This window comes from Mesorhizobium maamorense, assembly GCF_044998965.1.
Taxonomy (GTDB): Bacteria; Pseudomonadota; Alphaproteobacteria; order Rhizobiales; family Rhizobiaceae; genus Mesorhizobium.
In genome coordinates, this window is the sequence record NZ_CP173356.1 from 314541 (window position 1) to 337125 (window position 22585).

The window sequence follows — 22585 nt, forward strand, 5'->3', positions numbered from 1 at the left end:
GACCGAGATCGTGTGCGACACATCTCTTCGACCAAGGCAAATGCTCCTGCCGGCTCCGCTTTACCGAGCTGCAGGTATTTGGTCGGGCCACGGCGCCACGGTCTCGACCCGCGGCTTTAAACGAGGCTCAACGTACATATTCTCAGCGGTTTAGAGTGCTAAAAGTCCGCGATTTTCTTTGAAGGATCTGTTGCGACGCGTGCATACCGGCGTTGGGAAAGCTCAATCAGGAGGACTTCATCGAGGTCCTTGCGCGGGGCGGCCAAGCGACGCGCTCACCGCTGAGCCCGCTTGTGTTGGATCTCGCTGCTATGGCGCTGCGTCAGGCACCCGAACTGCCCCCCGGGATGTCATGGCATGTTGCTGTCGTTCATCTCGAGAGCGGGCCTGGTGATACAAATCCTCGGATAACTGATGTCAAACTCTGAGGCTTGCCGCCATATTGCCCCCCATCAGCCGGAAATCCGGTCTGTTTGGGTCGAGGCGGCCGCCATTTTGGCCTCAAGGCGCGGCCTTCCCCGGCGTATCGATATTGCGACAGTACCGGACGGGGCCGAATACGTTTCGGCAGACCACACGCTCATCTCACTTGAATCACTTGTTCATCCAAGGCGTGAACTCTGTCGAGCCAAATCGACATGGACCTCGAAGCCAGCCATCGCGGGACGATCCGGTTGGCCGCTTGAGGTGGACATGCTTGGGCAGGTCGGCAGTGGCGAGCGCCTGACCGTCGCTATCGTTGCTGATGTCGGCGACCTGTCTCAGGCCGTCCAGGAGGCCGAGTGCCTGCAGGACGCCGGCATAAATGCCGCGCGATCGCGCAGCTGATGATCCATGCCTGACTACGAAGCGTCGGACGCCGACAGTCTAGACGCAGCTCGCTGTGCTCGACGAGGCGTTGTCATACCTCATAGAACCTGACCGCCTCACCAACGATCAACTGGGGGAGGGAGGGCGCTTTTCAGAGCCCGGACGCCTTGGTGAGATTGACACGCGGTCGCGGCGGCGCTGGTACTTGCGCGTCATCTCGGCGCTGGTATGGCCGAGTTGCTTTTGCACATAGCGCCCCATCGACGTCGGCCGAGGACGCGAGCCCGGCGCGTAAGGAGTGGCCAGCGAAAAGTTTTGCGGGTTCGCCTTTGGCAAGATCGCCGCGTACGCCGGCGGCAAGCGCGGTCCGCTTGACGAAGCGGGCGACCTCCTGATCGTTAAGCCGGTCGGCGCCGACCGCCTTGCCCTGGCCGGTGACGCGCCGGCAGGCGGGGATTGGCGACGGCCGGGAGAGGGGGTGAGAAGTGGTCGGGTCGCCGGCGGAAAGCCAATGATTTGGCGTTCCGAGCGACGAACGCCCGGAGCCATAGCGGAGGGACTGGGCTTCGGCCGCCGGTTCGTCCGGCGTCCCGCCCATCCCCAAGACGACGGCGATGATGTTAGCGAGATCGTCGGCGTCAAGCGCGGCGGTTTCGGCCAACGGCTGCGCGGCGAAAATGTCATCCCCGGTGCCCGTGCTGTGGGGCGGTCGGGAAGCTTGCTCGGCGTGAATTTTGGGCTTCTGCTCGCCGAAAATGGCCATTTCTCAATGCTAAAAATGGCCATTTCTGGCGCAAAGCGCACAGCCGCTTTACCCTCCAAATCATGATTCGCCTCGATCCCGCGACCGCCAGCCCCGCCGCGCCGCCGACCGTTCCGGCCTGGGCGCTCGCTCATGGCGGCGCTCTCAACGATGCTGATGCCGCCTTCCAGGCCGGCGCCGCCTTGGGCGCCCTCGACACGCTTGCCCGCGCGCAAGCCAGCTGGGCCGGCGCCTGGCGGCAGCGGCTGGCGCTTCGCTGTGCCGCCGCCAGCATGCGGCTCGCCGGTCGCGCCGAGGACGCCGCCGCCTTGCGCGACGCCTGGTACCTGCGCCCGGCCGGCGCCGCTCCCGGTCCAGCCGGTGCCGTCCTTGGCGCCTGGCGGCAGCTGGCCGTGCAGCCGCCCGCCGCCAGCGCCGATCGGCTCGAAAGAATCGTCGGCCAGCTGGGTCTCCATTGGGACGGCGAGGCGCTGGCCGCGCTTTGTGAACACATTAACGACCTGGCGCGCTCGGGGCGGCCGGCGCCGTTTACCGCCGCGGCGATCGCCGCCCACGTTGTTGCCATGCGCCCCGATGCCGAGCTTTTTGCCTGCTCGCCGACCTGGTGCTGGCGCAAAGCCTGCGCTGGCCGCGGCCGCTGCCGCTGCTGATGGCTCAGGCCTCTGGTCCGGCTTTTCGCGGCGAGGCTGGCGGCAAGCGCATCCGACCCGGCGAAAAAGGGTTTGAGCGGGCGGTGTGCCTGGCGCTGGCGCAGGCTGCGGCGGACGCCTGTCAGCTGGCCGCAGAGCTGTCGCGACGCGGCTCATTGCCATCGCACCACAATTGCGCGCCAAGTGCGCCAGCGAGGTGATCCAAAAACTGCTCGACGACGCCGCCGTTTCGGGCTCGTTGACGACCAAAAACCTGTCCCGTTTTGCGGCGCGGCGCTTGTTCGACCGGCTGCAACAACTGGAGGCCGTGCGCGAGCTTTCCGGTCGCACCACTTTTCGGCTGTTTGGGTTGTAGCCATGAGCGAAGCGTCTGCCCGCCGGAAGCCAAACGTTCAGCCGGCTTTGCTGGATATCGAGCTCGAGCATCTGCCGGCCGAGCTTCGCTGGCGCGAGTAGATGGGCCGCGTCGAAGCGGTGATTTTTTCCGCCAGCGAACCGGTGACACGTAGTGTCCTCGCGCGGGTGGTGGGGAAGAACTGCAATCTCGAGCTGATCATCGACGACATCCGCGCCGAGCTCGCCGGGCGCCCCTACGAGCTGGTCGCCGTCGCCGGCGGCTGGCAGCACCGGACAAAGAAAATTTTTGGGGACGCCATCCGCGCCGCCTTCGGCACGGCAGCGGGCGAGGGGGCAAAAGAACTGTCGCAGGCGGAGGCGCTTGTCTTGATGTGCATTGCCTATTTCCAGCCGATCACCCGTGGCGAGCTGTCAGGCTTCTTCGGCAAGGAAGTGTCACGAGACCTGATCGGCGTGCCGCGCGCGCAAGAGCTGATCGCCTCGGGGCCGCGCAGCCCGCAGCCGGGCGCGCCCTATACCTATGTGACGACCAAAAATTTTCTGTCGCAGTTCGGGCTCGACACGGTGCGCCAGCTGCCGGATTTCGAGGCGCTCGAGGATGCCGGCCTGCTGTCGAAGGAAAAGCTGCTGACTGGAGATATTCCGGTTGCATTGGCCGATGGTGACGATGGTGAGAGCCAAAGTGCTGTCGGCTATGAGGAGCAAGCATTACTGGACGAAGCAAGCTCGGATTGAACGAAGTGGATCAACTTAGGGCCGTTGAATTAAAGGTCGTGGACGAGGTGTTCGGAATGCGTTCCGGCTATGTCCTAGATTTCACTAATGCGACGTTCGACGATTTCTTCCGCCGCGAGCTCGGTATCGACATCTATGACGACGCCTATGCGCGGGGCTCCGGCAGCAAGAGGAAGCGCCTACGTGCCTTTCTTACTGTCGGCCAACCGCGCGCGATCATGCGCGCGGTCACATCATTGTGGGAGTATCGCCAAACTGCACGCATCGGCCGCGGCGATCCGTCACCAACGCTCGCAGGCGCCTCAGCGCCATCGTCGAGCGGTTGGGCAGTGGGCCACTGCCGTCCTTCGATGTCGACGATGTCTCACCTCGGCCGGACGCCTCGCCTGTCCGAATCGGCCCCGACCAGGCTGCGCTCGATCGTCACGAGAACGACTACCTGGCGCTGCATGCCATGTCGGACACAGCGCAGGCGCGCGGCTATCATTTCGAGCGGCTTCTCACTGCCTTGTTTAACGCATGGCACATGGATGCAAAGGGAGGGTTCCGCCTCATCCGGGAGCAGATCGACGGCTCGTTCCAGCACGGCGGAACGACATATCTACTGGAAGCTAAGTAGCACCGTGCGAAGACCGAGGCGGAGAAGCTGCACGCCTTCCAGGGAAAACTGAGCGAACGGCTCGCCTGCTGTGGTTGTGATGGAACAGCGCGAGCTACTGGGCCCGAGAAATGGTAAAACTTTGCCACGAGGTAAAGCTGATTGCGCCGCAATACGTGCGGCCTTTCGTGAAGAGCGGAAAAAACGATGCTGCGTCAGGGTGGCGGCATTCACGTTACCTGCACCTTTGTCGTGCCCTCAAGTGCCCCAATGTTCGGCGACCGATTACCTTGCGACGACGCGAGGGGCCGCATGTTGTTCTTCCTCGCCAACGGTCGGAAATGGTGTGATCGACCAATTGATTAACTCGCCGGCATGCCATCAACCAGGATGAGCGCTCTTCTTGACATTGGCTGTTGATCCTGCGTTGCGTGCTGTGCAGCGATCCTCAAGCTACCACTGTCAGCGATTTGCGGACGTAAAGCTTCTGTGAATTTCGTTGAAGGTGTTGTTGCAACGGCTGAATTAGCAAGGACAATAGGCGAGTTGCTGGTCTGGCGGGCGACCACTGGCAAACTGCTCGTCCGGGGAGGAATTCGGATAGAGGGCGTATCTCCCGTATTATGCGACTTGTGCCGGAAGATGAGCGCCTCGCTATCGATCGGCATTTGCGCGAGTTCGATCCGCTGGGCGAGGACCTCCAGGTCATCGAGCGCGAACGTAGCCGTAGCACCTATAGAATTAAGGAGCGGCGGAAGCTGAGACAGCGGTGCGCATGATACAAAGAATGCCCAGGTGATCCTGCACATGCTCAGGATCCAGGCGGCGCAACTGAACGAGAATGCGCTCTGCCGGGCCTGTCCGGCGCATTGACGCATGGCATTACATCATCGGCGGGCATCGTTGCGCTCCGGTCAAGTAAACCGAACGTGCAACAGATCTTTACGGAAACTTTGCAGCCGCAGGAAGCCGAGAATGATACCTCCACCGCAAAGCTAGGGAGCGAACCATGAGCATCAGGCATCATTGCGACTTCGAAGGAATCGGATCAGAGCATCAAATCGTGGCGGACCCAAGAGTCTCCGAATATTCCGAAATGTCAGAGAAGGAACGCTGCTTCATCCTCGGGCTTCTTTCTGTCTATAAACCGAGGAAGATCCTTGAGGTCGGGGTGTCTTCCGGCGCAAGCTCCGCGCTTTTGCTGCAGGCGAGTGACGCCAACGCGCGGGTCCACTCGATCGACATATCCTCGCAATATTATCTCGATGTTTGGAATAACGTCCCAAAAGAGAAACAGCGCGACACCGGTTTCCTTGTCGGACAGCATTTCCCAGAGTTGCTGCCAAAATGGCGAATCTACACCAACGGCATGGTTTCCTCGCACATTGAGCAGATCGGGGCTGGAATTGATTTCGTACTGCTCGACGCCGCCCACGGCCTCCCCGGCGAGTTGCTCGATTTTCTGACGATCCTTCCGTTTGTGACGGAGGATGGCCTGTTCGTCCTGCATGACATCAGTCTCAACCTGGTGGTGCAGACTAAATCCATAGCCCCAAAGCTGCTGATGTGCACAGTGGCCGCGGTCAAAATCTATCCGCGCACTAAGTTGGAGCACTTCAACACATCGAACATTGGCGCTTTCATCGTGAACGAAGAGACACGTGCTGTCGACGATCTCCGCGACCTCTTTCTAGCCTTGACCCTGGATTGGGCGGTGCCGATCACCGACTACGAGATAACAAAGGCGCGGAAGATCCTGGACCGGTACTATCCGGAGGAACTGGTAGCGCTCTACGACGTGGCGACAAAGAACCATGTCATGCAGCGCGAGGCAGCCAAGCAGGCAAGTTAGTTGAGCGTTTCCAAGAATTGAATCATATCAGGCGGCTTCGGCGAGTTTGTAGGACCAAGTGTTGAATGACGGGATGGCGATTGACGTCTTCGATGCCAGATGATGCGCTGCTTGAGCTTGCTTCGATGCCACCCGGATGTGGCGCAGGACGGATCGGGCGAACCTTGAGAAGAAGCCCTCGACGAGGTTGAGCCAGGAGCCGTGCTTGGGTGTGAACGTGAACTCGAAGCGACTAGGCGGTTGGGCGGCAAGCCAAGTTCTAGTTTCTCTCGATATGTGTGCGGAATGATTGTCGAGGATCAACTTGATCGCGGTGCTGGGCGGATAGGCGGCATCGAGCAGCTTGAGGAACTCGATGAACTCTCGGCTACGATGGCGGTCTCTGACCAGCGCATGCACCTTGCCGGTGAGCAGATCGATCCGGCCAACAGGCTGAGCGTGCCATGGCGTTTATACTCATGATCGCGCGCGAAGGTCGGGTGGACACCAGGTACGGGCGGCAAGTCCGGCGCCGTCGTTGCGATGGCTTGGATTCTCGGTTTCTCGTCGTAGGAGACGATCGCCACCCGTTGCCCGGTTTCTTCGACTTGGCGGCGGTCTCTTTCAGGATCTGGACCTCGCGATAGACACAAGACCTGCACCATCTTCTGCTCGAACTCGGCGTCGCGACGTTCCAGGTAGTAGCGCACCTTGTGCGGATTGATTTCCTCTTGGCCCAGTATCTTGCACACCGTGCCCTGCACCAGCCTGGCGAGACATTTGTGCCCAGCCGCCGGTCCATGCTCGCGCGCATGGGTGCCAAAAAGCCGCTTCGTCCACAACTCATGTGGATAGCCGTGCTCTTTGGCCTTGTCGCACGCCAGAGATACCAGCCAAGCCTTGGCCTCCGGCGGGATCGTCGGCTCCTTTCCCGGATGCGGTCGGTCATCGATGCCGTCAGCGGCCCGTAGGCCAGCGCTCGCTGCACGCAGCGCTCGACTGTTTGATGATGGACGCCAAGCCTCCGCCCGACCGCGAAGAACGACGGATTGTCACGGTAGGCGAGCAGCATTCGCGCCCGCTCAACCCGCTGTGCCGGCTCGGTTCGCGAGCGCGAAAGCGCCGTCAGACTTCCAATCTCCTCATCGCTCATCGCCAGCTCAATCGCTGCCGCGATAGCCCTTGTGGACGTAGATGCGGTCCGGCTCGACGCCGCCATTCTGCGCGGCCTGATCGACCGTCGCTGCGAGCGTGTGGCCGTCATACGGATTGCCCTCGAAGGATTTGGCGGCCAGCACGACGCCTTCACGGTTGGTGGTTGCGATCCCGACCTCGCAGCCGAACTCGTAGGGCGCGCGGGCTTACAGTCTCATACGTGCCGATCCGTCGCGCTTCACGAAAAGAGCCTGAGGACAGTGCAATTGGCTGGAAGGCATGGCGCGCGGAAACGGCGGAGCGGATCATCCTCTCCGGATGAATAGCGCGGACCATCTCGGCACTTCAACGCTCAGTAACCTTCTCCGGTGAGGCGACACAAAGGGCGAAACCCTCACTTCGCTTGACAAGTGGATGTTGGTTGCCCGGCGTTTTCCCCTTGCGGGCAGGATTCCTGCGCAGAGAAGCTGATTCGCGCGCTGCTCAACTCCGCGGCGTTGTCCGATGTCCAACGATGTCGGATACCAACGTAGCAGAGCCAAATCTATCGTATTGTTTTGAAATGATCTCCTCCTTTGGCATGGGACATGCAAGGTTATCCGCAAACGCTCACGGACTGAGGAGAAATCGCCCATGAGCACGGTCACCGAAAATATCGCCGCCGCAGGTCTCCCGGTGGCAGAACCATCCAAAGATGACGCTCGAGCAAGGCCTGGCAGAATGAAGACGGTTGCTTTCGTGCTCCGCTCGGGCGGCGAATACGCGCCGCGCCATGTTGCCCGTCTATTGGATCAGGTGACCGAGCATTTGCCCGGCGCCAAGTTCCGCTGCTTCTCCGACATCAATGTGCCGGGCGTCGAGGTAATACCGCTCCGGCACGGGTGGCCGGGCTGGTGGGCGAAGATGGAGCTGTTCCGCCCGGAGCTGCCCGACGACTGGCTTTTTTTCGATCTGGACACTTCCATTGTCGGTAGTCTCGTGGATATGGCGGCGGTCGAGGGTCCGGTGATCATGCGCGACGTTGTCGAGCCGTCCGGCTTACAAAGCGCCATCATGGCAATCCCGCAATCGATCAAGGCGGCGGTGTGGGAGGCGTTCACAGCGGCACCCGCGGACCACATGCGGCGGTTCGCTGAGGGCGGCGATCAGTCGTTTATTGAGAGCTGCCGGTGGGTTGATTGGCGCCTGTGGCAAGACATCTGCCCCGGTCAACTGTGTTCGTACAAGATGGACGTTCAGCGCCTCGGCCGCGTCCCGGACGGCGTTCGCGCAGTGGTTTTCCACGCCAAGCCCCGGCCATGGGAAGTAGGTTGGTGAATGCATTCATGGCTGGGCCATTAACTTCACCGGCAATGAGTATCATCGAGTACCCTATGGACTTCACGAAAAAGATGCAGAAATTGACTGCGACCGCTTCCATGAAGCAGCTTAGCGGGAACGGCCGGAAATTGATTTGGCTCAGCGGAACCGCTTATCGCGTGCCTTTGACTGCGCGACAGTGGCAGAGATCGGCCTGGTCCAGGGTTGCGACCAATCGACGGGACGACCGTGGCTGAATAATGAGCAAGATCCTGGTCACCGGCGGCGCAGGTTTCCTCGGCTCTCATCTCTGTGACAAGCTTCTTTCAGAGAGCCACGATGTTCTGTGCGTCGACAATTTCTTTACCGGCTCGAAGGCCAATATCCGCCACATCCTCGACGATCCCGATTTCGAACTGATGCGGCACGACGTGACCGTCCCGCTCTATGTGGAAGTGGACAAGATCTACAATCTCGCCTGCCCGGCTTCGCCCGTCCATTATCAGCACGATCGGATCCAGACGACGAAGACGAGCGTGCACGGCGCCATGAACATGCTGGGGCTCGCCAAGCGGCTGAAGGCGCGCATCCTGCAGGCATCGACCTCCGAGGTCTATGGCGATCCGGAACCATCCGCAGGTCGAATCCTATTGGGGCCGGGTCAATCCGATCGGCATCAGAAGCTGCTATGACGAAGGCAAGCGCTGCGCTGAGACCCTCTTTTTCGACTATCACCGTCAGGTCGGCCTCGAAATCAAGGTGATGCGCATCTTCAACACTTATGGACCGCCCATGCATTCCAATGACGGACGGGTGGTGTCAAATTTCATCGTCGGAGCGCTCACGGGCGAGCCGATCACGATCTATGGCGACGGCTCACAGACGCGGAGCTTCTGCTATGTCGACGACCTTATCGACGGCATGGTACGACTGATGGGGAGTCCGGCCGCCTTCACCGGCCCCGTTAATATCGGCAATCCGGGCGAGTTCACCATGCTCGAACTTGCGGAAAAAGTGCTTGCGACCGTCGGCGGGCGATCGAAGCTCACTTTCCTGCCGCTCCCCGGGGACGACCCGAAGCAGCGCCAGCCCGACATCAGACTCGCGAAGGAAGCGCTCGGCTGGGCGCCGCGCGTGCCGCTCGAAGACGGTCTGAAAGAGACGGTCGCCTATTTCAGGAAGGTATTGGCGTAGGAAGCGCCTCCCGCTCATTTCCTTGCGCCGTAGCAGCTGGCGCGCGAAACCAGCTGCTTCGCGCGTTCGGGGTTGTACTCATAGGGCTGAACATTCGGATCGAAGCCATTGGTTAGCGGGCATCATGTAGTTCTGGGCGATCTAGGCCGCAGACTCATAAGCCCGCAATCATATGCGAACTGAAGCGAGTTTGATCGTAGCGAGAAAGTTTCGCGGATCGCGGTCGTATCGGGTCGCTATGCCTCTGAAGTGTTTGAGCTTGTTGAAGTATCGTTCGACGAGGTTGCGCTGTTTGTAGACCCATGCGCTGAAGGAGAAGCTGCCGGTTCGGTTTTTCTTCGGCGGGATGTTGGCCCAGGCTCCTTTCTCTGCGGCGATGCCGCGAATGGCGTCGCTGTCGTAAGCACGGTCGGCGAGCAGGATCGCATCGGGCTGGAGGGCGTCGAGCATGGCGAGAGCGGGCTTGCCGTCATGCGCCTGTCCGGCCGTCAGGTCGGGATCGATTGGCCGCCCTTCGGCATCGACAAGCGCATGGATTTTGGTGGTGAGCCCGCCGCGGGAACGTCCCATGCAACCATCGTCATCGCCCCCTTTTTTGCCGTGGCCGCGTGCTGGTGAACGCGGACACAGGAGGAGTCGATCATGATGATCTCGCCGTCAAAAAGCCTTGGAAACCTCCGCCAGCAGCCGATCCCAGACCCCGGCTTTGCGCCATCGCACGAACCGGTCGTAGCATGTCGTATAGGGACCATAGCGATCCGGCACATCCGCCCATGGCGAGCCCCTTCGGAAGCGCCACAGGATGCCGTTGAGAACCTTGCGGTCATCAACACGCGCCACACCGCGAACCTTGTTCGGCAAATGCGGTTGGATCACGCCCCATTCAAAGTCGCTAAGTTCGTAACGACGCATTCAAGCCTCCAAAAGAAGCCTTGAATCAGAACTCGTCACAAAACGAAACTCAGTTTATGAGTTTGCCGCCTAGTAGGTGGCTGGGGAGACGGTGCCGATCAAACCTTTGCGATCGATGGCGTAGTTGATCGCCTGGCGAACACGACATCGTCCAGCGGCGATTTGTAGCGGGTCGACGACTTTGCCGGGCACGGACTAGCAGACCTTGCCGCCACGGCGGTGGCAGTCTCCTGGCAGACATAGGTCGGGACAGGCTGACCGTGCTCCTGGCTGTAATGGACGCCCATGCGCTCGCCGCAAGGGCCGCAGAGAACTCTGCCCTGGAGCAAGGCGGATCCTTCGCGGACCGGCCCGGCGGGGCGCTGCATTCCATAGGCTTGTGCATTGGTGGCGAGACGCTCCTGGTTGGCCTTGAAGCGCTCCGAGTCGATATAGCCCGGGTGCGCGTCGGGATTACGAACCGCCAGTCAGCCATATCCACCTTGACCTGCGAGACGCCGCCGCCCGGCCGGGGCCGTCCATGCGTTCGACAGTAGACGAAGGCACCGGCATATCTCGGATTATGCAGGACCTGGAGGGTGCCGGCGTGCCGTGGCGGCGCCCACATGAGTTCGCCTTTGCGCGGTCCCTTGCGCAGTCGTCGCGGGAACAGGATGCCTTCGTTGAGGAAGAACTTGACGGTTCTGGTTGCGCTACCTAGGCGCTCGAAGGTCGTGAACAACATGCGGGCCGCGGCCTGGACCTCGGCGTCGGGTCGAGTGCGAGGATGCCGTCGGGCAAGTAGACTAAGCCCCGAGCTGCTTTTGCACGTAGCGTTCGTCGACCTCGGCCGAGGAGGCGAGGCCCGCGCAGCGAATGCCCGGAAAACTTCATCTCCCGCTCGCCCTCCGGAAGATCGCCGCGCACGCCGGCGGCCAAGGCCGAGCGCTTGACCAGCCGGGCCATCTCCTGGTCGTTCAGCCGCTCCGAGCCAAGAGCCTTGCCTTGGCCGGTGACGCGGCGGAACAACGGTCCGTGCGCGATGCGAGCGAGCTTCGGCCAGGTCTGCAGGGCGGCGACCGGGCAGGTGGCGTCGGACGAACCGGGGCCGATCTCGACCTCCCGCCCAGGCGGTCTTGCCGCGAAGGGAAACGAGCATGCGCTTGTCGAGGATCTCGATCCAGCCGCGGCCGTCCTCGGTCTGGTCGCGGCCGACATCCAAAGTCACGATCTCGGAGCGGCGCAGCCCGCCGGCAAAGCCGAGCAGCAGCATGGCGCGGTCGCGCAGCCCGCGCAGGGTGCCGCGGTCGAGCGTATCCAGCATGGCAATCAGATTCTCCGGCAGGGATGGCCTCCTTTGCCGGGGCGGCGCGACGTGCGTATTGCCGGCCATGACAGTCACGATGTGACTGTCCTTGAGGTCGAGCGGCTGCCGCGCTGGGTGAAATTCCAGCTCAGCGACGACAGCCGCCGCTCGATGGATCGATACCGAGTTGAGGCGCTTGTCTCTGCAGACAGACCCGGACGCGCAAGCGGTATATAGAGGCCGACCACTCGCGGATCGGGCGAGAACGCGTCGACACCTTGCCGCCGCGCCCAGGCGCGAAAATGCTTCCAGTCGGCGGCATAAGCGCGGCGGGTGCTGGCGGAGCTTGCCGCTTCGACATAGTCTCGCGCTGGATCGGCGAGTCTGGAGATGCGCCGGCAGGCGCGGACCATCATCCGCATGAGGTGCGGCCGCCGGAGCGCATGGGAGGGAGGGGAGGGGGTTCCGTGTCCTCGCCATCGCATCAAGTCCCATCGCACGGACGATCTCGATGACGTCCGGTAGATCGTCATCCTGGCCGGCACCTTTGGATCTGTCGGCGGCCGTCATGATCAAAGCCTCCCGCCGAGATGAAGCGCGGCCTCAAACGAGGCCAACGGCAGGAATAGCGACAACGGCCGATCCTCCAGACCGAGCGCGCCGTACGATCGATACCATGCCGCCACACGCTCATTCCTGGCATCGATGAACATCAGGGTGCCGCCAACCTCGGCCGATGCCCGAATGCAGCGCAACGCCGCCGTAAGCAGCAACTGGCCGCCCAGGCCGCCCTCACCGTGGACCGACCGCGCCACGGCGAGGCGCGCCAACCGGAAGCCGCCGACCTCATGGCGGCCCAGGCCCTTGCGGAGTTCCGGCACGCGCTCGAACTCCGCCGCGGCGGGGCTCAGCGTGTAGAAACCGAGAACCGTTTCGTCCTGCTTTGCCAGGGCGGGAAATGTCTTGGAGGCGCCCCGCTCAGGGTTGCGGCGCGCATGCATGCGAAGAAATTCATTGAGAGGGGCATCGCCGCAGTCGAAACTGTCGCGGTCGTGCCGGGCGACGGGCTCCTCGCCCCACGCCGGCAGGCTCATAGATCGGCCGGCAGCGCCCGCGCCGCCGCGATCAGCTTCTCGTGGGGGCAGGCGGGTTCTCCAGCGCCTCCAGAACGCGCAGTCGAGGACGGTGCGCAGAACAAAATCCGTTATCCCGGCGGCGCCCGCCAACTGAGTTGCGCGCAGGATCACCGCCTTGTCGGCGGGCCTGATGCGAAACGACATGCGCTGGCTATCAATGACGGCGGAGCGGGGCATGGGGCGAATCCTTCACTTTTCGCAGGCTTTTGCGGCCAGCGAGCCGGTGCCGCGCGAGGTGCTGGTGCGGGTGGTCGGCAAAAGCTGCAATCTCGATCTGGTGATCGACGACATTCGCGCCGAGCTCGCCGGCCGCCCCTATGAACTGGTGTCGGAACGCGGCGGCTGGCAGCACAAGAAAGTCTTTGGAGACGGCATAGTTCGGCGGTCGGCATAGACCGCGAAAATGAACGATGTCGATCCGTTCGCCTGGCTCGCCCAAACCCTTCAGCGCCGGCTGAACGGCTGGGCGCTACTGATGAGGATGCTTTCGCCCGCTCTCGAAGCCATGGTAAAAGATGGAGATCTTGATCCATTGCTCGTGGCAGCAGAGCAATCTGCGAACGTCCGCAAATATGCGCCGCTGTTTTTACGGATTTCGTTTCCCGCTCGGCGCCGGGACGCTCCCGAGTCGGACTGACACGACCCATGCCGTGTTCGACGCCCTGGGCAACCCCGTTGGCTTCTCTCTGCCCCCCGGCCAAGCCTCCGATCTTAGCCAGACTGAGCCGCTGCTGGGCCAAGTCGACCCGCAAGCGCTCGGCCGACAGCGCCTACGACACCGAGGCTCTCATCCAGAACCTCGACGACCGGCGAAGCACCCCCGTCATCCTACCCAGGCCAACCGCGTCATGCCGCGCCAAATCCGCGAGCGCAATCGTCCAGCGGTTCTTCAATAAGCTCAGGCACTTCCGCGCCATCGCCACACGATGTGCCAAGACGGCGCGCAATTTCCTCGCCGTCCAACTCGTCACCGTAACCTTCCTCCTCAACTGAGGACAGGCCCTAGCTAATCGCGTCCTGCGAGCAATTCACTTATCGGCGTTCTGTCGTTGTCTGAGTGGCCATAACTCTCCAAGCTTGGCAGCCGTAGACACGACCGATGATGCTATTTCTTTCTGCCGCTCCGTGGTCAGGCGCGACCGCGGACCTGCAACGCTAACTGTGCCAACCGTTCGGACGCCCGCCAATGTAATCGGTGCAGCAATCGCAACAACGCCGGGCTCAGCCTCTTCGTTCGAAATGGCCCAACCTCGGGTTCGAGCTCGTTTCAATTCCTCCATAAATTCTTCCACGCGGACGTTAGATCGCTCCGGTCCATCAGCGCTGTCATGAATGGCGATGCGAATTGCATCCGTCTGGTCGAGCGTCGACAAATAGGCCTTGCCGTTGGCTGTATTCGCCAAGCGAACTTTTGCTACCAATTCAGGCTGATATTTCAGGCCATTTCGAGCGCCTTGAACCTGTGCAATCCAGGTGAGGGTTTCGCCCTGCACAACAGCCATTCGAACAAGCTCAGAGCTTTCTGCCGCCAATTGCTCCAATGCAGGCTGGCAAACATCAGTCAGGTGGGTCGCGCTTAGAAACCGTTGACCAAAAATGGCAAGCCTGAGCGTGAGTTTATAAAAACCGGTGACAGGCTCCTGCTCTACCCAACCGGTTTCACTCAAAATGTTGAGCATTCGATGGGCTGCGCTCTTTTGAAGGTCGAGTTTCTCAGCAATCTCACCGAGACGCATCGCTGCCGCCTCATTCGCTAATAGCTCTATTACGGCAAAGCAACGCTCCACAAGGGAATTCACCACTCGCACCATGCACCTCCTACGGATCGTTCCAAAAATAATGACATTCTATCAGCCGCAGAAGTGGATCGGTCAAGGGTATTCCGGAGGTCTACGCAAAGCGTAGGCTTGCAACTGCGGACGTATCGATAGCAGCACCTTTGGATGCAAGCGCATGATTTGTACCGCTCGGGTAAAACGCAGAAACTCTCCGGTCGCGCTGGAAAGCAACATCAACCCGGTGGACCGGAGCGAGGCACGATCGATCGATGAAATCTGTCTTCGAGCGTTCGCCGCGACCGGTGTCACGAAAACCGGCAGCAGTCCAGAGTGCCAACGGCGTGTCGAGCATAACTTCCGAGCGCCGTTGTCAGAGAAAGGTCATCCCGCTAACCGGACCACCTCGCGGCGCGACTACCTCCAAAGAGGCTAAGAGTTCGTTCCCACGAGATCGCCCAGGTGACAGGCACTTGTAAACTGAGCCGTGGCGTCATGGCGACCACCGAGCGTCAGCTTCAAGATCGATTCTTCCCTCGATCTCGCAGAATCTCCCGCACCGCGTTATAGCCCGGTAATCCGGTGACACCCCCGCCAGGGTGGCAGGAGGAGCCACATTGATATAAACCTTGGATGGGTGTCCTATAGTCCGCGTAGTGCGGGTACGGTCTGCGCGAGAACAATTGATCGGGAGTCATCTGCCCATGCAGGATGTTGCCCCCTGGTATGTTAAGGATATTTTCGATATCGGTAGGAAGCAGGACCTGATAATCTATGATCTCATTCACAAATCCTGGAATAAATTCATCCAAGACTTTCCACACAGTTTTGACGAACTCGGATCGATGTGACGACCAGTCTCCCTCGCGCGGTTTATATGGAACATGACCACCGTACAGGTTCACAACATGCTTACCCTCGGGCGCCATACTCTTGTCGAGGTAGGTAGGCGTTGCCACGGTCATCCAGGGGGCCTGGGCGAATTTTCCGTACTTCGCATCATCGTATGCTTTTTCTAGGTAATCTATAGTCGGCCCGATATGCACGAATGCTGATACTGGCCTGCCAGTGTCCGACCCAAGGCATTTGAGCTGAGGTGGCCGATTGCAAGCGACGTTGATTTTCCAGTTTGTACCCACAGTGTTGAATTTTTCCAGCGATTGAAGAAGGTCATCTGGAAGATGCTTTCGATCAACGATCTCACCAAAGAGAATTTTCGAATTCATGCTGCTGGCTACAATTGCAGCGCGATACTCCCGACCGTCTTTGGTTGCTACGCCTTTGAGCTTACCACCGTCCACGATAATGTGTTCGACTTCAGAGTTGGTGTGAATCTCTACACCTAAGCGCTGAGCGGATGCAGCCAAGGCTTTCGATACGGTTCCCATGCCTCCGATAACGTGCCCGCGTGGTATTTCGTGGGAATGATCAGTCAGCATATTGTAGAGGCACGCAAGCGCGGACCCTCGCGAATGCGGACCTACGAAATTCCCAATGCCCGCCTGATAGGCGAACAGCGCACGAACTGCGTCGTTCTCAAACCAATGGCTCAGATATTCCTCGGCGCTTTGAGTCATAAGTTCCGCAAAATCAAATAACTTCGTTCTCAGCCCAAAGTTTCGCCAAGAGAAGGCGAGCGTTCTGGTCACATCGCGGAACGTTGAAGCAGTTGGATCTGGCGGAACCTCCGTACCGAGATGACGCAAGTAGACCGCTAATCCATTATGAAAGTCGACGAACTTGCGATACGCTTCAGCGTCTCGCGTAGAAAACTGTGCTATGTTCTTCGCAGTTGCTGCGACGTCATCATTTGTTATCAAGCAATGACCGTCTTCTGTCGGACTGAAGAGGTCCCCATAAGGGACAGATTTCAACCCAAACTTCCTAAGGTCCAGGTCATGGATAATCTGCGGGTAAAGGTGCTGTAACCCGTACGAAAAGACTGAGAATGTGAAGCCGGGAAACACCTCGTCTGAAAATGCCGCACCGCCGACTGCGTGCCGCCGTTCCAGAACAGCCGTTCGCATTCCTGCTCGTGCCAAATAAGCCGCACACACCAAGCCGTTGTGTCCGCCACCTAATACGATTACTTCATAGTGGTTTGTCATAAGTCACCTCTTGCCATGCCGCATAAGACTGGCGCACTCCAGTGCGTATTATCCAATCCCGGAAGTTTACTCGGACTCTCTAGATGTGGCAGTCAAATGCTGTTCTGTTTGCGGAACAATGTTTCGCTTTTTGTCTTCGGTGAAAACGTTATCTTCGCCGCTAACCGCCGTCTTTGTCCTGTCGTAAAGGTACATTGTCTGGCTGTACACGCTGCTACTTGGCCACTCGCTTCCATTTCGCCTGTTACCTCGTGCACCAGAACCTGCGGGCCGTGCCGCTGTCGTATGCAGGCTCTCGACGCCATTAGAGGAATGCCGATGGAAATCCCTCCCAGTCCTCTTCTGGCGATCATTTCATTATTCGAACGACGTTCCACTTAGAACAGTCATAAAAATGATGTCAAGCCGATTATTGCCGGCTTGGGCAAAGGGGAGATAGCCGAGTTCGTCGAGTATGACGAAGTCGAGACGGGTGAGACAGTCGGCGATGCTGGGCTGTTTGCCGCCACGGTGCTCGGTCTCAAGCCGATTGATCAAGATCGACGACGTTGAAGTAGGTTCAATGACCTCGTAGCCGTTCAAAAGCCAAGCCAATCAATAAAAGAAGAACGCAACTATCTCTTTGTCGAGAACTCCGTTCCATACCGGTGGGGGCGGCAGGGCACACAAAGAGGCCGGGGCAGATCGCGCCCTGATCTGATCCCGGCGGGCAGGCCCAGGTTACGGCGGCGGCACTTCTTCTCGACCGCCGGTTGACCTAGCCAGTCGAAAAGCGTATGGCAAATGAAACGCCATTCCAGATGATATGTCATGTCAAACACAGCATCCCCAATCTCGAGTGCCCTCGCACAAAGTCTTGTCGCTGCCCACCAAGGCGGCCAGCGCGTCGGAGCCGACTTATCGACCCTAGAGTCTCTGAGCCGCGCACAAGCTCTAAGTATCCAACATGAGGTCGTCAGCAGACTCTCAGTTCCAATCGCGGGTTGGAAGGTTGCTGCCTTGCCCGATGGAGACCTAATATCTGCCCCGATCGTCACTAGCCGCCTTCTTCATAGTCCGGCGCGCATTTCTCAAACAACTTATGGACTTGGTGGTGTCGAATGCGAAATTGCATTTCGTTTTGCGAAAGAGCCAGTTCCGGACAAAGGTGGCTTCGCGAGAGCGCAAATTATCGAGGCAATCGACGGGGCCTGCGCAGCAATCGAGATTGTAGACAGCCGGTGGACGACGGCCTTCTCGACTCCTCGCAACGCAATGATCGCGGATTTGCTCTCGAACGGCGCGTTGGTCGTTGGCGCAGTGAACAAAAATTGGCGGGACGTGGCATTTAACAACCTTCGGGCTCACCTCGGCATCAACGGAACCACTGTCTGCCAAAGCACGGGCGGTCACCCAAACAGCGACCTTATTGGCCTCCTCACTATGTTCGCAAACGATCTTCGTGAAAGAGGGCTCGTCTTGAGGCCCGGTGAGATCGTGACGACGGGAAGCTACACAGGTTTTCACACAGCAAGATCCGGTGATGAGATAGCAGCCGAGTTTGACGGGTTCTCGCCAGTCTCGGTGGCTTTTCAACAGCTTTGAGAATTGAGGAGACAGCAATGCTCTGCGGCAAAGGCGTGGTTGCCATCTGGAACGGAATATCCGAGGACGGGCGCCAGGACTTCTATCAGTGGCACATACACGAGCACATGCCGGAGCGAGCCGGCATCCCGGGCTTTCAAAGGGGGCGACGCTACAGGGCGACTGATAAAGACACCCATCCTGAGTTCTTTACGCTCTACGAAGTTGAGCAATTCGAGGTCATAAAAGGCGAGGAATATGCCAGGCGCCTCAATGCCCCGACCCCTTGGACAAAGCGCGCGACATCAAATTTTCGCAATACGTCTCGCGGTTTGGCGCGAGTCCTGTCGTCGGAGGGACCTGGGCCGGGCGGCGTCCTTGCGACAGTACGCTTCCATGGTGCGACAGTCCACGACGAGCAAGTAGCCGGTGAGCTCTCATCGCTTGCATCCCAGCTTATGCAGGCACCACTCATAACCGGTGCGCATTTATGCAAATCTGATGAAGAGGCTACGGAGGTGCGCACTGCCGAGAGTGAGGGGCGGAGGGACTTTGATGCGCCGCCCAATTGGTTCATGCTTTTGGAAGGTTGCACCGTGGAGTCTCTGGAAATACCGTTGCAGGCTGTCCTCCAACATCCAATGGTACGGCAGGCGCAGGTCGGCCGCTATTCGCTCGAGTACACCCGGTTGAAGACCGATTCGGCGGCCGGGTAGTTTAAGGGAAAAGTCATGAAACTATTACGATTTGGAGCACCCGGGTCTGAGAAGCCGGGGTTGCTGGACAATGATGGAACTATTCGTGACCTCGGTGGTGTGATTCCGGATATTAGCGAAAAAACGCTCTCTCGCACCGGCCTGGAGATGCTGCGTTCAGTAGATACGTCGTCATTGCCCACTATTGACAGCAATGTTCGTTTAGGACCTCCGGTGGCCGATGTCCGACATTTCATCGCCGTCGGCCTGAACTACACCGATCATGCAATCGAAACCAATACTCCGATGCCTGAGGAGCCAGTTGTCTTTTCAAAGGCGCCGTCGTGCATTGTTGGACCGAACGATGACGTCCTGATGCCGCCAAAATCCCGCATGTTGGACTGGGAGGCGGAAGTCGCTGTTGTCATTGGAGAGCATGCTTTTGAGATGGCAGAAGAGGATGCGTTGTCGGTTGTGGCTGGCTATCTTGTCTGCCACGATGTTTCGGAGCGCGAATTTCAGATCCATCGTTCAGGACAGTGGATCAAAGGGAAATCCTCGCCGAGCTTTGGCCCCCTTGGGCCTTGGCTTGTGACGGCAGATGAGGTTCCGGACCCTCAAAGTCTGGATCTGTGGCTAACGGTGAATGGGGACATGAGGCAGTCAGGATCGACCGCCAAAATGATCTTTCCCTTCAAATATCTGATCTCATACATCTCGCAGTTCATGGCGCTTGAGCCGGGGGACGTCATTACCACCGGTACGCCCCATGGTGTCGGACTCGGAATGAAACCCCCGGTATTTTTACAGCCGGGCGATGTGGTGGAATTGGGGGCCAGTGGGCTAGGCCGGCAAAGGCAAACCGTCGTCCTCCGTGGGTAGGCTTCGGAACCTGATACCCTGGACGAGGCCCGGTGCCGCGGCGCACTTGGCGCCATGACTATTAGCGACTCGCGGTCCGGCACGGCCCTTGCAGTACCGAAAAGGAGTCGAAGCACGTTTACTATGAGACTTGCCGCAGAGGAGACGCTCCATTGATAAAAGTAGCATTGATCGATACGGCCCATTGGCACGTCCCGCTCTACCTCGACGCCCTGCTCAAAGCCGACGTCGAATTTGTAGGCATCTCCGATCCCACCGGAACGACCGGACCCGCCCTCGCTCAAAAACTAAAGACGAAGTGCTTTGCAAGTTGCGAGGAGCTTATCGCGCAGGTAAGGCCCGATCTGGCATTTGTCTTTGGCCGGCACATCGACATGCCTATTTCAGCTAACCTGTTGTTGGATCACGACATTCCCTTCGCGATCGAAAAGCCGTGTGGGATAAGATCTGTTGATGTTCGACAGCTGGCGGCGAAGGCCGCCCAGAAGCAGGCATTTGTAGCAATTCCTTTTATCTTTCGCTTGAGTGACACGATGAGGGTCATTCGCAGTGGAGGATTTCCGGCTAAAATCGACCACGCCAGCTTTCGCTTCATTGCTGGACCGCCAAGCCGTTATAGGCAGGCGGGCAACCTTTGGATGCTGGAGCGCGATATCGCGGGCGGTGGGCCATTAATCAACGTTGGTGTGCATATGGTTGACCTTTTCCGCTCCTTAAGTGAAAGCCGGATCGTCGCGGTATCGGCTTTTGCCACATCACACATTAACGAGTTGTCCATCGAAGATTTCATTGCCGTCACGCTTCAAAACGAATCCGGGGCTATCGGCATAATCGAATGTGGATACACATTCCCCAGTGCCCCCGGCCTGCAACGTGACTTTTCGTTCTCTATTCGGTCCAGCGACCGGTTCTTGCGGTCTGTTGATAAGGGCATCGAAGTCATTAAAGACATGAGAGCCGGTGTCGAGCATGAATTTGTGGTTGCCGATTTCGAATTCGAGCCCTGTTACTCCAAATTCGTCGAACATGTGCTTGATGCGTTGAAGGCAGGCAGTCCCGCAATAGCAAATTTCCAGGACGCGGCTGGCGTGCTGGAGCTTGTCGAAGCCGCCTACACGTCAGCAGCTGAGGGGGGGCGAACAATCCACCTCTCGACCTAACCTCTTGGTATCCGGCCCCCGTTTCGAATGAGAACCAATCAAGGAGAGCTGATATGAGCAGCGTGTTCCACCGAATTCCTAAGCGGCATCTTCCTGTCGCCGTCAAGGGTGACGGCATGTACATATTCGACCGAGATGGCAAGCGATACATCGACGGCTACGCCGGCGGCGCTTGCGTGTCATGCCTCGGCCATAGTCAACAAGAGGTAATTGACGCCATCAGGCATCAAGTCGGTGAAATGGCTTTTTTCCACGCCGGGATGTTTACCTCGGAACCGCTCGAGGAACTTGCATCCATTTTGACGACTGATGCTCCGGAAGGCCTAACTCGTGTTTTTTTCACGAACAGTGGGTCAGAAGCGGTGGAAACAGCCATCATGATGGCTCGGCAATATTTTGTGGAGGTCGGCGATCCTAGGCGGAAAAAAGTCATTGGACGCCGGAGCAGTTACCACGGAGCCGGCTTAACGGGGTTAAGCGTTGGATACCAGGTGGCACGTCGAACACCATTTGAAGACATATTCCCAAGCGTCTTTCACATTTCGCCTTGCTATGAGTACCGAGGCCGATTGGAAGGCGAGACGCCGGAACAATACGGTCTGCGTACAGCCAATGAATTGGAGCAGGCAATTCTTGGGCTCGGGCCCGAAAGCGTAATGGCTTTCGTCGCAGAAACTGTGACCGGCACCACGAGCGGTGCTACTCCACCTGTTCCGGGTTACTTCAAACGTGTTCGTGAGATCTGTGACAAATATGGTGTCCTACTCATCTTGGATGAGGTTTTCTGTGGCTTGGGCCGAACCGGTACTCTCCATGCTTGCGAGCAGGATGGCGTGGCCCCCCACTTTCTGACCTTTGCAAAAGGCATTGCGGCTGGCTACCAGCCGATTGGCGCGACGATGGTGAACCAGAAGATTTACGACGCCATTGTAGGCGGCTCAGGAACTTTTAAGGGCGGATATACCTATTCCGGGCATGCCACGGCATGTGCAGCTGCGGTAGCAGTGCAAAAGATTCTGCGCGCTCCTGGTTTTCTTGACCACGTAAAGGCAACAGGAAATGTGCTAGCCGCTCAGCTTAAAGACCGGTTTGCTCAACATCCACATGTCGGCGACATTCGAGGTCGAGGTATGCTAATGACCTTGGAACTCGTCGAAAATAGGGAAACGAAGGCTCCGTTCCCGGCGGCGCTCGGCTTAAGCTCGAAGATCTATCAAAGCGCTCAAGTTAAGGGTCTGATCACACATGCGCAGAGTGGAACCGTTGACGGCCATGTCGGGGACCACGTCGTGATTTGCCCACCTCTGATCGCGACTCCGGAAAATGTCGAGACAATCTCGGGATTGCTAAGTGAGGCTATAGCGATAGCCTTGGAAGAGGTACGCGCAAAGGCGGCGTAGACGCTACGTAGCGGGCTGTAGTGGCGATCGGCGCCATCGGGAACGATTGCTGTTCCCGATGGCGTTGCCTCACTCCTGCGGCTCATCGAAGAAGAGAAGCAGTTGGAGTGTGAACACCGAGGTCCCGAAATTTCCTGGTCAGCGTCGGCGCTGGCGGCGGCCATTGCGGCATGGTCACCATTGGAGAGCGTCACTATATACTTTTTGGGTTAACCCTACGAGCCACCTACGAAGCTTATGTCGATGAGAAATATGAAACAGGAGCTGTCTGGTATCT

General features: G+C 58.9%; 15 protein-coding genes and 11 pseudogenes. 15 read left to right on the forward strand and 11 right to left on the reverse strand.

What is annotated here, in order from left to right; genetic code table 11:
• Positions 1–654 precede the first annotated feature (654 nt).
• Together ACIU1A_RS02100 and ACIU1A_RS02105 are read right to left on the reverse strand one after the other, a co-directional pair.
• Positions 655–816: pseudogene (locus ACIU1A_RS02100) on the reverse strand (XRE family transcriptional regulator); the annotation flags it as partial.
• A gap of 145 nt (positions 817–961) precedes the next feature.
• Positions 962–1264, reverse strand: a pseudogene (locus ACIU1A_RS02105) (tyrosine-type recombinase/integrase); the annotation flags it as partial.
• A gap of 371 nt (positions 1265–1635) precedes the next feature.
• Here ACIU1A_RS02105 and ACIU1A_RS02110 point away from each other — a divergent pair.
• From ACIU1A_RS02110 to ACIU1A_RS02130, 5 genes and pseudogenes are all read left to right on the forward strand, one after another.
• Positions 1636–2578, forward strand: a pseudogene (locus ACIU1A_RS02110) (DUF1403 family protein).
• Positions 2579–2679: 101 nt separating this feature from the next.
• Complete coding sequence (locus ACIU1A_RS02115; protein ID WP_404926440.1) at positions 2680–3315, forward strand: SMC-Scp complex subunit ScpB; 636 nt, start codon at positions 2680–2682, stop codon at positions 3313–3315.
• Between the two features lie 322 nt (positions 3316–3637).
• On the forward strand, positions 3638–3934 hold the full coding sequence (locus ACIU1A_RS02120; RefSeq protein ID WP_404926441.1) for a hypothetical protein: 297 nt from the start codon (positions 3638–3640) through the stop codon (positions 3932–3934).
• A gap of 86 nt (positions 3935–4020) precedes the next feature.
• Positions 4021–4132: pseudogene (locus ACIU1A_RS02125) on the forward strand (IS110 family transposase); the annotation flags it as partial.
• A 790-nt stretch (positions 4133–4922) separates the two neighbouring features.
• Positions 4923–5765 (forward strand): class I SAM-dependent methyltransferase, encoded by an 843-nt coding sequence (locus tag ACIU1A_RS02130; protein WP_404926442.1) that lies wholly within the window; start codon positions 4923–4925, stop codon positions 5763–5765.
• Positions 5766–5792: 27 nt separating this feature from the next.
• Here ACIU1A_RS02130 and ACIU1A_RS02135 read toward each other — a convergent pair whose 3' ends face one another.
• Both ACIU1A_RS02135 and ACIU1A_RS02140 read right to left on the reverse strand, forming a co-directional pair.
• The gene (locus ACIU1A_RS02135; RefSeq protein ID WP_404926443.1) at positions 5793–6164 is read right to left on the reverse strand and encodes a transposase; all 372 of its coding nucleotides are present in this window, start codon (positions 6162–6164) and stop codon (positions 5793–5795) included.
• Between the two features lie 749 nt (positions 6165–6913).
• Positions 6914–7105 (reverse strand): annotated as a pseudogene (locus ACIU1A_RS02140) (IS5/IS1182 family transposase); the annotation flags it as partial.
• Positions 7106–7532: 427 nt separating this feature from the next.
• Here ACIU1A_RS02140 and ACIU1A_RS02145 point away from each other — a divergent pair.
• Both ACIU1A_RS02145 and ACIU1A_RS02150 read left to right on the forward strand, forming a co-directional pair.
• On the forward strand, positions 7533–8216 hold the full coding sequence (locus ACIU1A_RS02145) for a hypothetical protein (protein ID WP_404926444.1): 684 nt from the start codon (positions 7533–7535) through the stop codon (positions 8214–8216).
• A 242-nt stretch (positions 8217–8458) separates the two neighbouring features.
• Positions 8459–9392 (forward strand): annotated as a pseudogene (locus ACIU1A_RS02150) (UDP-glucuronic acid decarboxylase family protein).
• A 168-nt stretch (positions 9393–9560) separates the two neighbouring features.
• Here ACIU1A_RS02150 and ACIU1A_RS02155 read toward each other — a convergent pair.
• From ACIU1A_RS02155 to ACIU1A_RS02170, 4 genes and pseudogenes are all read right to left on the reverse strand, one after another.
• Positions 9561–10304: pseudogene (locus ACIU1A_RS02155) on the reverse strand (IS5 family transposase).
• Between the two features lie 98 nt (positions 10305–10402).
• Positions 10403–10672, reverse strand: a complete 270-nt coding sequence (locus ACIU1A_RS02160; protein ID WP_404926445.1) for a zinc ribbon domain-containing protein — start codon at positions 10670–10672, stop codon at positions 10403–10405.
• A gap of 423 nt (positions 10673–11095) precedes the next feature.
• Positions 11096–12084, reverse strand: a pseudogene (locus tag ACIU1A_RS02165) (tyrosine-type recombinase/integrase); the annotation flags it as partial.
• Positions 12085–12161: 77 nt separating this feature from the next.
• Positions 12162–12683 carry a GNAT family N-acetyltransferase gene (locus ACIU1A_RS02170; RefSeq protein WP_404927820.1) on the reverse strand — a complete coding sequence of 174 codons (522 nt, stop codon included), beginning with the start codon at positions 12681–12683 and terminating at the stop codon, positions 12162–12164.
• A gap of 184 nt (positions 12684–12867) precedes the next feature.
• On the opposite strand from ACIU1A_RS02170, the pseudogene ACIU1A_RS02175 reads away from it, so the two are divergent.
• From ACIU1A_RS02175 to ACIU1A_RS02185, 3 genes and pseudogenes are all read left to right on the forward strand, one after another.
• Positions 12868–13101 (forward strand): annotated as a pseudogene (locus ACIU1A_RS02175) (hypothetical protein); the annotation flags it as partial.
• A 27-nt stretch (positions 13102–13128) separates the two neighbouring features.
• Entirely contained in the window at positions 13129–13362 is a 234-nt protein-coding gene (locus ACIU1A_RS02180) for a hypothetical protein (RefSeq protein ID WP_404928095.1), read from the forward strand.
• Positions 13358–13718, forward strand: a pseudogene (locus ACIU1A_RS02185) (transposase); the annotation flags it as partial. The gene ACIU1A_RS02180 and the pseudogene ACIU1A_RS02185, both read left to right, overlap by 5 nt.
• Positions 13719–13753: 35 nt before the next feature.
• On the opposite strand, the gene ACIU1A_RS02190 reads toward ACIU1A_RS02185, so the two are convergent.
• The 3 genes and pseudogenes from ACIU1A_RS02190 to ACIU1A_RS02200 all read right to left on the reverse strand — a co-directional run.
• Complete coding sequence (locus tag ACIU1A_RS02190; RefSeq protein WP_404926446.1) at positions 13754–14536, reverse strand: IclR family transcriptional regulator; 783 nt, start codon at positions 14534–14536, stop codon at positions 13754–13756.
• Positions 14537–15018: 482 nt separating this feature from the next.
• Positions 15019–16608, reverse strand: coding sequence for a phytoene desaturase family protein (locus ACIU1A_RS02195; protein WP_404926447.1), 1590 nt, complete (start codon positions 16606–16608; stop codon positions 15019–15021).
• A 366-nt stretch (positions 16609–16974) separates the two neighbouring features.
• Positions 16975–17164, reverse strand: a pseudogene (locus tag ACIU1A_RS02200) (ATP-binding protein); the annotation flags it as partial.
• A gap of 443 nt (positions 17165–17607) precedes the next feature.
• Between ACIU1A_RS02200 and ACIU1A_RS02205 the strand changes: the two are divergent.
• The 5 genes from ACIU1A_RS02205 (at position 17608) to ACIU1A_RS02225 (ending at position 22308) form a co-directional block, all read left to right on the forward strand.
• Complete coding sequence (locus tag ACIU1A_RS02205; protein WP_404926448.1) at positions 17608–18192, forward strand: 2-keto-4-pentenoate hydratase; 585 nt, start codon at positions 17608–17610, stop codon at positions 18190–18192.
• Positions 18193–18209: 17 nt separating this feature from the next.
• On the forward strand, positions 18210–18887 hold the full coding sequence (locus ACIU1A_RS02210) for a hypothetical protein (protein WP_404926449.1): 678 nt from the start codon (positions 18210–18212) through the stop codon (positions 18885–18887).
• A gap of 15 nt (positions 18888–18902) precedes the next feature.
• Positions 18903–19748: a fumarylacetoacetate hydrolase family protein gene (locus ACIU1A_RS02215; protein ID WP_404926450.1), complete on the forward strand. Its 846-nt coding sequence runs from the start codon at positions 18903–18905 to the stop codon at positions 19746–19748.
• Between the two features lie 152 nt (positions 19749–19900).
• On the forward strand, positions 19901–20908 hold the full coding sequence (locus tag ACIU1A_RS02220; protein ID WP_404926451.1) for a Gfo/Idh/MocA family protein: 1008 nt from the start codon (positions 19901–19903) through the stop codon (positions 20906–20908).
• Between the two features lie 53 nt (positions 20909–20961).
• On the forward strand, positions 20962–22308 hold the full coding sequence (locus ACIU1A_RS02225) for an aspartate aminotransferase family protein (protein WP_404926452.1): 1347 nt from the start codon (positions 20962–20964) through the stop codon (positions 22306–22308).
• Positions 22309–22585: the final 277 nt, after the last annotated feature.

Bases quoted from the DNA above. Each gene is read 5' to 3' on its own strand.
- ACIU1A_RS02130 (WP_404926442.1), top strand. From the start codon at position 4,923: ATGAGCATCAGGCATCATTGCGACTTCGAAGGAATCGGATCAGAGCAT.
- ACIU1A_RS02115 (WP_404926440.1), top strand. From the start codon at position 2,680: ATGGGCCGCGTCGAAGCGGTGATTTTTTCCGCCAGCGAACCGGTGACA.
- ACIU1A_RS02145 (WP_404926444.1), top strand. From the start codon at position 7,533: ATGAGCACGGTCACCGAAAATATCGCCGCCGCAGGTCTCCCGGTGGCA.
- ACIU1A_RS02195 (WP_404926447.1), bottom strand. From the start codon at position 16,608: ATGACAAACCACTATGAAGTAATCGTATTAGGTGGCGGACACAACGGC.
- ACIU1A_RS02215 (WP_404926450.1), top strand. From the start codon at position 18,903: ATGAAACTATTACGATTTGGAGCACCCGGGTCTGAGAAGCCGGGGTTG.
- ACIU1A_RS02180 (WP_404928095.1), top strand. From the start codon at position 13,129: ATGAACGATGTCGATCCGTTCGCCTGGCTCGCCCAAACCCTTCAGCGC.
- ACIU1A_RS02225 (WP_404926452.1), top strand. From the start codon at position 20,962: ATGAGCAGCGTGTTCCACCGAATTCCTAAGCGGCATCTTCCTGTCGCC.
- ACIU1A_RS02170 (WP_404927820.1), bottom strand. From the start codon at position 12,683: ATGAGCCTGCCGGCGTGGGGCGAGGAGCCCGTCGCCCGGCACGACCGC.
- ACIU1A_RS02190 (WP_404926446.1), bottom strand. From the start codon at position 14,536: ATGGTGCGAGTGGTGAATTCCCTTGTGGAGCGTTGCTTTGCCGTAATA.
- ACIU1A_RS02160 (WP_404926445.1), bottom strand. From the start codon at position 10,672: ATGCAGCGCCCCGCCGGGCCGGTCCGCGAAGGATCCGCCTTGCTCCAG.
- ACIU1A_RS02210 (WP_404926449.1), top strand. From the start codon at position 18,210: ATGCTCTGCGGCAAAGGCGTGGTTGCCATCTGGAACGGAATATCCGAG.